The sequence below is a fragment of the Stenotrophomonas sp. GD03654 genome (assembly GCF_029845105.1).
GTDB classification, from domain to species: Bacteria; Pseudomonadota; Gammaproteobacteria; order Xanthomonadales; family Xanthomonadaceae; genus Stenotrophomonas; species Stenotrophomonas africana.
The window spans coordinates 1-9,823 of sequence record NZ_JAOCLC010000110.1 but is presented as its reverse complement, the minus strand read 5'-3'; the positions used below and the strand labels follow the sequence as shown (position 1 = coordinate 9,823).

The 9,823-nt window shown below is 66.6% G+C and carries 8 protein-coding genes; 4 read left to right on the top strand and 4 right to left on the bottom strand.

What is annotated here, in order from left to right:
* Positions 1 to 250 precede the first annotated feature (250 nt).
* Entirely contained in the window at positions 251 to 1,537 is a 1,287-nt protein-coding gene (locus N5J73_RS23210) for an aminotransferase class V-fold PLP-dependent enzyme (protein ID WP_049448167.1), read from the bottom strand.
* 180 nt (positions 1,538 to 1,717) lie between these two features.
* On the opposite strand from N5J73_RS23210, the gene N5J73_RS23205 reads away from it, so the two are divergent.
* The 3 genes from N5J73_RS23205 to N5J73_RS23195 all read left to right on the top strand — a co-directional run bounded on the left by N5J73_RS23205 (position 1,718) and on the right by N5J73_RS23195 (position 4,682).
* On the top strand, positions 1,718 to 2,455 hold the full coding sequence (locus N5J73_RS23205) for a response regulator transcription factor (protein WP_049448169.1): 738 nt from the start codon (positions 1,718 to 1,720) through the stop codon (positions 2,453 to 2,455).
* Positions 2,452 to 3,741 (top strand): ATP-binding protein, encoded by a 1,290-nt coding sequence (locus N5J73_RS23200; protein ID WP_049448171.1) that lies wholly within the window; start codon positions 2,452 to 2,454, stop codon positions 3,739 to 3,741. The genes N5J73_RS23205 and N5J73_RS23200 overlap by 4 nt, the downstream gene beginning before the upstream one ends.
* Before the next feature lie 140 nt (positions 3,742 to 3,881).
* Positions 3,882 to 4,682 (top strand): MipA/OmpV family protein, encoded by an 801-nt coding sequence (locus N5J73_RS23195; RefSeq protein ID WP_049448173.1) that lies wholly within the window; start codon positions 3,882 to 3,884, stop codon positions 4,680 to 4,682.
* Positions 4,683 to 4,722: 40 nt separating this feature from the next.
* On the opposite strand, the gene N5J73_RS23190 is transcribed toward N5J73_RS23195, so the two are convergent.
* The 3 genes from N5J73_RS23190 to N5J73_RS23180 form a co-directional block, all read right to left on the bottom strand.
* Positions 4,723 to 5,268 (bottom strand): hypothetical protein, encoded by a 546-nt coding sequence (locus tag N5J73_RS23190; protein WP_219630723.1) that lies wholly within the window; start codon positions 5,266 to 5,268, stop codon positions 4,723 to 4,725.
* 97 nt (positions 5,269 to 5,365) lie between these two features.
* Complete coding sequence (clpB, locus tag N5J73_RS23185; protein ID WP_049448174.1) at positions 5,366 to 7,951, bottom strand: ATP-dependent chaperone ClpB; 2,586 nt, start codon at positions 7,949 to 7,951, stop codon at positions 5,366 to 5,368.
* A 181-nt stretch (positions 7,952 to 8,132) separates the two neighbouring features.
* Complete coding sequence (locus tag N5J73_RS23180) at positions 8,133 to 8,948, bottom strand: DUF3014 domain-containing protein (RefSeq protein WP_049448177.1); 816 nt, start codon at positions 8,946 to 8,948, stop codon at positions 8,133 to 8,135.
* A 170-nt stretch (positions 8,949 to 9,118) separates the two neighbouring features.
* Between N5J73_RS23180 and N5J73_RS23175 the strand changes: the two genes are divergently transcribed.
* Positions 9,119 to 9,823, top strand: a 705-nt coding sequence (locus N5J73_RS23175) for a glutathione S-transferase (protein WP_279941359.1), incomplete at its 3' end; no start/stop codon positions are given.

Sequence of the window (9,823 nt, the reverse complement as noted above, 5' to 3'; positions counted from 1 at the left end):
AACCGGACCCACCCCGCCTTCGACAATTTCCCGCGGTCTGCCGGAACGGCGTTCTGCTCTGGTGGGTGTCGACCTTGGTCGACACGGCGGGGCATCTGACCCCGGAAACAAAAAAAAATCCCCGGTCGACCCGCATCGACCGGGGATCTGGATCGCCACGTTGCCACTGCCTTGGAGAGGCAGCTCCACCGTAGCGCATTGCAGCACCCGTGGTGATCGCCTGTGGCGATGACGACCAAGCGCGCGGCTATCAGGCGCCGGCCAAGGCCTGTTCCAGGTCGGCACGCAGGTCGCCGATGTGCTCGATGCCGATCGACAGGCGCACGGTGTCCTCGCTGACACCGGCCTTGGCCAGCTCCGCTGCATCCAGCTGGCGATGCGTGGTCGAGGCAGGATGGGTGGCCAGTGACTTCGCATCCCCCAGGTTGACCAGGCGGGTGAACAATTTCAGCGCATCGAGGAAGCGCGCGCCTGCTTCACGGCCGCCCGGCAGGCCGAAGGTCAGTACGCCCGAGCCGTGTCCACCCAGATAGCGCTGCGCGGCGGCATGCTCGGGGTCGTCGGCCAGTCCCGCGTAACGCACCCAGGCGACCTTGTCGTGCGCCTTCAGGTACTGCGCAACGGCCAGCGCATTGGCATTGATGCGCTCCATGCGCAGCGCCAGGGTCTCGATGCCCTGCAGGATCAGGAACGCATTGAACGGCGACAACGCAGCGCCGGTATTGCGCAGCGGCACCACCCGCGCGCGGCCGATGTAGGCGGCCGGCCCCAGCGCTTCGGTGTAGACCACGCCGTGATAACTCGGGTCGGGCTGGTTGAGGCGAGCGAAGCGCTTGGGCTGCGCCGCCCAGTCGAAGCGGCCGGAGTCGATGATCGCACCGCCCAGGCTGGTGCCGTGGCCGCCCAGGTATTTGGTCAGCGAATGCACCACGATGTCGGCGCCGTGCTCGAACGGGCGCAGCAGGAACGGCGTGGCCACGGTGTTGTCGACGATCAGCGGCACGCCAGCGGCATGTGCGACCTCCGCAATCGCAGCGATGTCGGTGACGTTGCCGCGCGGGTTGCCGATCGATTCGACGAACACCGCCTTGGTGCGTTCGTCGATCAGGTCGGCGAACGTGGATGGATCTGCGGGGTCGGCGAAGCGCGCCTGGATGCCGTACTGCGGCAGCGTGTGCGCCAGCAGGTTGAGGCTGCCGCCATACAGCGCGCTGGAGGCGACGATGTTGTCACCGGCCTCGGCGATGGTCTGGATGGCATAGGTGATCGCGGCCTGCCCCGAGGCCAGCGCCAGCGCACCGATGCCGCCTTCCAGCGCGGCCAGGCGCTGCTCCAGTACATCGGTGGTGGGGTTCATGATGCGCGTGTAGATGTTGCCCGGTACCTTCAGATCGAACAGGTCGGCGCCGTGCTGGGTATCATCGAAGGCATACGCCACCGTCTGGTAGATCGGCACAGCCACCGCCCGGGTGGTTGGGTCGGGACGGTAGCCACCGTGCACGGCCAGGGTTTCCAGTTGCCACTGCGGGTCGCTCATTGCACCAGGCTCCATCCGGGGAAACCGCCACCATAGGACAGCCGGGGGCGCCCGCTGAAAGCCACTGGCGATGACGCCCGTACCGCCGGTTATCACGTTGGCCGCGATTCAGGCAGCCGTCATGGGCCGTTGCTAGGCTTCGCCGCCGGGCGCTCCTGCCCGGGCACGGAGGCCCCACGCATGCAGCCATCCCCCTGGACCCCCACCCCCAGCAGTGCGCCCACGTCGGTACTGCTGGTGGAGGACGACCGTCGCCTGGCCGAGCTGGTCAGCGATTACCTCCACGAACATGGCTTCGCCGTGCAGCACGTCGCGCGTGGCGACCTCGCCGGCGCCGCCTGCCGCCAGCATGCGCCCGAGCTGGTGGTGCTGGACCTGATGCTGCCCGGCCTCGGTGGCATCGACGTATGCCGGCAGATCCGCAGTTTCTCCGATGTGCCGATCCTGATGCTGACCGCCTGCGAGGACGACATCGAGCAGGTGCTGGGCCTGGAATCGGGCGCCGACGACTATGTGCACAAGCCGATCGAGCCGCGCCTGCTGCTGGCCCGCCTGCGCGCGCTGCTTCGCCGCCGCCATGGCAGCAGTAACAGCGGCACACCCTGCCGCCTGATGCACGGCGAACTGCTGATCGACCGCATGCAACGCGAGGTGCACCTGCATGGACAGCCGGTGGACATGGGCACCACCGAATTCGAGATCCTGTGGCTGCTGGCCAGCCAGCCGGGGCAGATCCTCTCGCGCGACCAGATCCTGCAGGCGGTGCGCGGCATCGGCTTCGACGGGCTGGACCGCAGCGTCGATGTCAGCATCGGCAAGCTGCGCCGCAAGCTGGGCGATGACGCGCGCGAACCGCGGCGGATCAAGACCGTGTGGGGTCGTGGCTACCAGTTCAACCCGTCGGCCTGGACGGCATGAAGCGGCTGTTCCTGTGGTTGTGGTTCGTCACCGGTGCCTGCTTCCTGGTGTCGGTGTTCTTCCTCAACCACATCCTGGACGGCATCTACACGCCCGTGCAGGATCGCGTTTTCGTCCAGCAGGTCCGCGGACAGGTGTACGCCCTGCGCAGTGGCCTTGCTGGCCTGGATGTCGGCCAGCAGCGTGAGCGTCTGCAGCAGTGGCAGCCGCACTATGGCATCGCATTGACCCTGTTCGACACGCCTCCGGCACTCGCCCCGCAGGAACAGGCGGCCGTAAAGGCTGATGGCTTCATCGTGCGCGATCAGTACCAGCAGGTCCTGCTGCCCATCGAAGGCGTCGGCGGTCGCTGGCTGCAACTGCGCCTGCCTGGCGCTGTGCAGATGACCACGTACATGACCATCGCGGCCTACCTCAGCATCCTGCTGCTGGTCGGCGCCAGCCTGTATGCCTGGGTACGCCTGCTCTGGCGCGACCTGGAAGCGCTGCGCCGGCACGCCGACCGCATCGGTTCGGGCGATCTGCAGGCGCGCGCGCAGGTTTCGCCACGCTCGCAGATCCGGGTGATCGTCGACCATTCCAACCGCATGGCCGCGCGCGTGGCCGAGCTGGTGCAGCGCCAGCGCGACCTCACCCATGCCATTTCGCACGAACTGCGCACACCCATCGCGCGCGTGGCCTTCGGCCTGGACCTGATGCAGGACAGCGACGATCGCGAACGCCGGGCACGGCTGGCACAGGGGCTGCACGGCGACCTGGCCGAACTCAATCGGCTGGTCAGCGAACTGCTGGCGTATGAACGTCTGGAGCATCCCAGCGAAGGCGAGCCGATGCAGCGCATCGAAGCCAACGACTGGCTGCAGGCCTGCCTGGCCGATGTGCGCCGTGATGCCGAACGTGCCGGCGTGGTCCTGCGCGTGCAGCCCAGTGCGTTGCCACGGGTGGATGCCGAGCCGCGCCTGCTGCAACTGGCACTCAGCAATCTGGTGGGCAATGCGCTGCGTCACGCGCATTCGCAGGTGGAAGTCTCGCTGGTCGGTGCTGGCGGTCGCGCCTGCCTGCGCGTGGACGACGACGGCCCCGGCATCGCCGAAGCCGATCGCGATAAGGTGATGCGTCCGTTCACCCGCCTGGACGACAGCCGCAGCCGTGACACCGGCGGCTTCGGCCTGGGCCTGGCCATCGTCAACCGCATTGCGGCCCGCCACGGTGGCGAACTGCGCATCAGCCGCGCCACGCTGGGTGGCGCGCGCCTGGAAATGCACTGGCCGCTGGCTGCCAGCTGAACGCCCACGGGCGCGATTACAGTTGATTACAACTCCCGCACAACTGCGGACGGATCGGTCGCCGGCGTATCGCCACGCTAACGACCCTGCAGCACTCGCCGGATGCGAGCGCTGCTTTCCTCCCATTGTCGAGAGTTTCCATGTCCCAGCTTCGCCGTTCCCCCACCCTGCTCTGCCTGGCCCTGCTGCCGCTGTTGGCCGCCCCGATCGCCCACGCCAAGGATGACCACTGGACCTTCGAAGTCGCCGCCGGTGCCGGTGCGACCCCTCGCTACAGCGGCAGCAAGGAGTATCAGGCGTCGCCCATGCTGTCCTTCGATGTCACCTCGCCGGGTGGCTGGTTTCTGGGCACCAGTGGCATCGGCTGGGGCACGTCCATCGGCGAGCACACCCGCGTGCGGGCCTATGTCGGTGCCAGCGGCATCCGCAAGGACAAGGATTCGCTGCTCGGTGGTTCCGACTTCCTGCGCGGCATGGGCGATATCGATTCCCGTCCCTTGGTCGGTGTCTCGGCTGGTTATACGCTGGGCGAAGTCGTGCTGAGCGGCTCCTGGCAGTTCACCCGCAAGGACGAGGACAAGGCCGAAAACGGCCTGGCCACCCAACAGATCCACTTGAACCTGAGCATGCCGCTGTTCGACCTGGCCGGCGGCGTGGTCAGCGGCAGCGTCTCCACCGACTACGGCAACCGTGGCTACATGCAGACCTGGTACGGCGTCAGCCCGGAACAGGCCGCGCGCACCGGCTTTGCCGAGCACAAGCCGAAGGCCGGCCTGGTCAGTGCCGGTCTCGGCCTGAAATGGAGCCACCGCGTGGGCCGCAACGGCAACTGGTACATCTCGGCCGAGGGCACGCGCCTGCTCGGCGATGCAGCCGACAGCCCGATCGTGCAGAAGCCCAACCAGTTCGGGCTGATGAGCGGCTACACGCACCGCTTCTGATGCAGGAAGGGCGCCCCTCGGCGGCCTTTGATCCCTGCGGTCAGCGGCAGGCCGGTGCCTGCCCGCTGCCGCACAGCTCGACCTCGCGCAGCCAACCTATCCACTGCACGACGTCATCCTTCTCCGGCTCGGAGCGGAACGATTTCTGCACGGTGTGGAAGCCCTCTGTGCCCTGGATGCCCTTGATCCAGGTGAACTCGGGCTTGCCGGTGCCCGGGTTCTCCGGGCAGCTGAGCATCAGCAACGCGAACGGGCGACCACCTTCCTCGCCCTCGCGGATCCAGTGACTCTGTGCGTCGGGGCAGGCAATGCGCCAACCGGCTTCGATGATGCCGAGGAACTCGCGCGGGCTTGCGTGGCTACTGTTCGGCGCGTCGTTGACGGTGACCATGTCGGCCCAGTCCTGCACGGTCTGCCCGTTGGGCACGTACTCGGTGATGCGGTTGCCCTGCGCATCGGTGTTCTGGTGGGCCTGGTGGTAGCCCTTCATCGGCGGCAGCTGCACCTGCTCCGCAGCGGCGGCATGGGTGGCCGACGTAGCGAGTGCCAGTGCGATGCAGAGTGAAGCCAGGCGTGTGCCATCCATGCGGTTCTCCTTGTCCGGGCAAAAGTGCAACAAGGCGATTCTGCACCGGGAAAGCCTGCGATGGCGCCCCCACTCGAAGAGGGGGGCGCTTGCGGGGTCAGGCCTTGGCGAACACCAGGTGGCCGCCGTCGTTGCCGACTTCGATGGTGTCGCCGTTGACGAAGGCGCCGGACAGGATCTTCTGCGCCAACGGATTCTCCAGCTGCGCCTGGATCGCGCGCTTCAACGGACGCGCGCCATACACCGGATCGAAGCCAACGTTGCCGAGCAGCTCGAACGCTGCATCGGATACCTCCAGCTTCAGCCCGCGCTCGGCCAGGCGCTTTTCCAGGCCCCGCATCTGGATGCGCGCGATCTGCTTGATCTGCTGCTTGTCCAGCGGGTGGAACACCACGATGTCATCCAGGCGGTTGATGAACTCCGGACGGAAGTGCGCCTGCACCACGCCCATCACCGCCGCCTTCATCTGCGTGTAGGCCTCAGGGCTGTCGTCGGCGCTCATGTCCTGGATCTGGTGCGAGCCCAGGTTCGAGGTCATCACGATGACGGTGTTGCGGAAGTCCACGGTGCGGCCCTGGCCATCGGTCAGGCGGCCATCGTCCAGCACCTGCAGCAGGATATTGAACACATCCGGATGCGCCTTCTCCACTTCGTCCAGCAGGATCAGCGAGTACGGACGGCGACGCACGGCCTCGGTCAGATAGCCGCCTTCCTCGTAGCCAACGTAACCCGGGGGGGCACCGATCAGGCGGGCGACGCTGTGCTTCTCCATGAATTCGCTCATGTCGATGCGGATCATCGCATCGGCGCTGTCGAACAGGAACTCGGCCAGCGACTTGCACAGCTCGGTCTTGCCGACGCCGGTCGGGCCGAGGAACAGGAACGAGCCGGCCGGACGATTCGGATCGGACAGGCCCGCACGCGAACGACGCACCGCATCGGAGACGACCTTGATCGCTTCCTCCTGGCCGACCACCCGGTTGTGCAGCACCTCTTCCATCCGCAGCAGCTTGTCGCGCTCACCTTCGAGCATCTTGTTGACCGGAATACCGGTCCAGCGCGAAACGACCTCGGCGATCTCCTCGTCGGTAACCCGATCCTGCACCAGCTTGAAGTCCTTGTGTTCGGCCTCCTGCGCAGCGGCCAGCTGCTTTTCCAGCTGCGGCAGCAGGCCGTACTGGATCTCGCTCATCTTGGCGAAATCCTGGCGGCGCTGCGCGGATTCCAGCTCCAGCTTGGCCTGCTCGACCTGCTCCTTGATCTTGGTTGCACCCTGCAGCGCCGCCTTCTCCGACTTCCAGATTTCATTGAGGTCGGAGAACTCGCGCTCCAGCGCATCGATGTCGTTTTCCAGATCAGCCAAGCGCTGCCGCGAGGCCTCGTCCTTTTCCTTCTTCAGCATCTCGCGCTGGATCTTCAGCTGGATCACGCGGCGTTCCAGGCGGTCCAGTTCCTCCGGCTTGGAGTCGATCTCCATGCGCAGGCGCGAGGCCGCCTCGTCCATCAGGTCGATGGCCTTGTCCGGCAGCTGGCGGTCGGTGATGTAACGGTTGGACAGCGTGGCCGCCGCGACGATGGCCGGGTCGGTGATCTCGACGCCATGGTGCACGGCGTACTTTTCCTTCAGCCCGCGCAGGATCGCGATGGTGTCCTCCACCGACGGCTCACCCACGAACACCTTCTGGAAGCGGCGCTCCAGCGCAGCGTCCTTTTCAATGTATTTGCGGTACTCATCCAGCGTGGTGGCGCCCACGCAGTGCAGTTCGCCACGTGCCAACGCAGGCTTGAGCATGTTGCCGGCATCCATCGCACCGTCGGCCTTGCCGGCGCCGACCATGGTGTGCAGCTCATCGATGAACAGGATGATCTGCCCTTCGCTCTTGGCCAGGTCGTTGAGCACGCCCTTCAGGCGTTCCTCGAATTCACCGCGGAACTTGGCGCCGGCAATCAGCGCGCCCATGTCCAGCGACAGCACGCGCTTGCCGCGCAGGCCTTCGGGCACTTCGTCGTTGATGATGCGCTGGGCCAGGCCTTCGACGATCGCGGTCTTGCCCACGCCGGGTTCGCCGATCAGCACCGGATTGTTCTTGGTCCGGCGCTGCAGCACCTGGATGGTGCGACGGATTTCCTCGTCACGGCCGATCACCGGATCAAGCTTGCCGCTCTCCGCACGCGCGGTCAGGTCGATGGTGTACTTCTCCAGCGCCTGTCGCTGTTCCTCAGCGTTTTCCGACTGCACGTTCTCGCCGCCGCGCAGCTTGTCGATCGCGGCCTGCAACCGGCTCTTGTCGGCACCGGCGGCGCGCAGCGCCATGCCCAGCGTGCCGCCGTCTTCCAGCGCGGCCAGCACGAACCACTCGCTGGCGATGAAGGCATCGCCGTTCTGCTGGGCCAGCTTGTCGGTCTGGTTCAGCAGGCGCCCCAGGTCATTGCCCATCGAGACGTTGCCGGCCTGCCCGGACACCTTGGGCAGTGCATCCAGCGCCTCGGTCAGGCGCTCGCGCAGCACCGGCACGTTCACCCCGGCCTGGGCCAGCAACGGGCGCGTGCTGCCGCCCTGCTGGTCCAGCAGCGCGCTGAACAGGTGAACCGGTTCGATGATGCTGTTGTCGCGGCCCACGGCCAGCGACTGTGCGTCTGCCAGCGCCTGCTGGAAACGCGAGGTGAGCTTGTCCATCCGCATTGCGAAACCTCATCGGTCATCTGGGCCGGCCCGTGCCGGCGATGCTGGAAAGATGCGGTTGCCCCACCCGGTTTCAAGGGTGACTGCGACTGCACCCCGAGGCCAGTCAGCCTGCGGCCAGCATGCCGGAATGGGTGTGGTCGGCGCGTTGATCCCGATCAGTTCCGCACGGTGGACGGGTTCAGCGGGTGATCGCGCTGCGGATCGCCCGCAGCTGCTGCTTGACCGCCCGGGCCTGCGCCACGTCCATGCGCAGCAGGACCTTCTGGCCGATCGAGCGCGACTGCAGGGTCGAATCGACGAAGCGGTAGCGGCCGCGCTCATCGTGTTCCACCAGCGGCGCCTGGGCCAGTTCCGGGGTCTCCAGCAGGTGATCGATCACCGCGACCAGGCGGTCGTTGAAATAGCCCTCCGGCCGGCCAAGGTCGACATAGGCCTGCTGGATCAACGGATAGAAGCGCTTGTAGGTGGTCGCCGTCGCCGCCGGGTCGAGCGCGGTGAAGGCCTGCACATAGGGCGCATAGCGCGCCGCGTTGCCGGCGGCGATGCGTTCACCGCCCTCACCGGGCTCGACCTGCAGGTTGCCCGGCAGCGGGCGCGCGGCCAGCGCGGTCGGCGGCACGCTGGGCTTGTCCAGGTTGTCGACCTGGGTGACGAGGCGCTGGATCAGGTGATCGCGCAGCAGCAGGGTCAGCGGGCCCTCGCCCTGGAACAGCTGGCTCAATGCGCCCCAGGCTGTGGCATCGCTGTCAGCCAGCTTCGGCAGCGCCGGATCGGCCGCGGCCTCGGTATCCAGCGGATGCTTGATCGGCGGCGGCGCTGGCGCGGGTTCTGCGGCCGCCTGCGGTTGTGGCGGTGCGCTGGCAGGGGTTGATTGCACCGGCACCGAAACACCGTCTGCCAGGTGCTTCAGCTGATCGCGGAACAACCAACCGCCCGCGCCACCGATCACCACCACACCCAACACCCAGGGCCATACCGCCTTTCCACTCTGCATGATGCAGCACCTCGTTTCACACGCATGGAGAAGGTGTGACCCCACCGATTCCAACGGGTTCCCCACCTGTTCCGCTGCCGTTCGGGTTCGGGCCTGCACCAGAGCCGCGCTCACGCCTGCTTTGCATGCCCCGCGCGACGCTGTGGGTCTTTTCCTGTGGAGGCACTGCCATGCAGTACGCGCTGTATTACTGGACCGGCATCCAGGGCCGTGGCGAGTTCGTGCGCCTGGCGCTGGAAGATGCCGGTGCCGACTACATCGACATGGCGCGGGTGCACGGCGATGCAGTGATGCAGCCGTTTCTCGATGGCAGCAGTGAAGGTGCGCAGCCCTTCGCACCACCATTCCTGAAGGCCGGTCGCCAGGTCATTGCACAGGTCGCAGCCATCCTGGATTTCCTGGGCCCGACGCTGGACCTGGTGCCGCAGGCGGCCCCACGGCGGGTGCAGGCGCTGCAGTTGCAGCTGACCATCGCTGATCTGGTGGCCGAAGTGCATGACACCCACCATCCGATCGCTGCATCGAAGTACTACGAAGAGCAGAAGACCGAAGCCAAGGCACGCGCCGCGTCACTGCGCAGCGAGCGGCTGCCGAAGTTCCTCGGCTACTTCGAGCAGGTGCTGGCCGCCAATGGCGGCCGTCATGCGCTGCGCGAGCACTCCTACGTGGATCTGTCGCTGTTCCAGCTGCTGAGCGGGCTGGACTATATGTTTCCACGCCGGATGCGCGCACTGGCACCCACCCTGCCCCTGCTGCGTGCGCTGCAGGAGCGGGTAGCCAAGCGGCCCAACATCGCCGCCTATCTGGCCTCGGAGCGGCGGTTGCCATTCAACACCAACGGCATCTTCCGCCATTACCCGGAACTGGACGCCGAA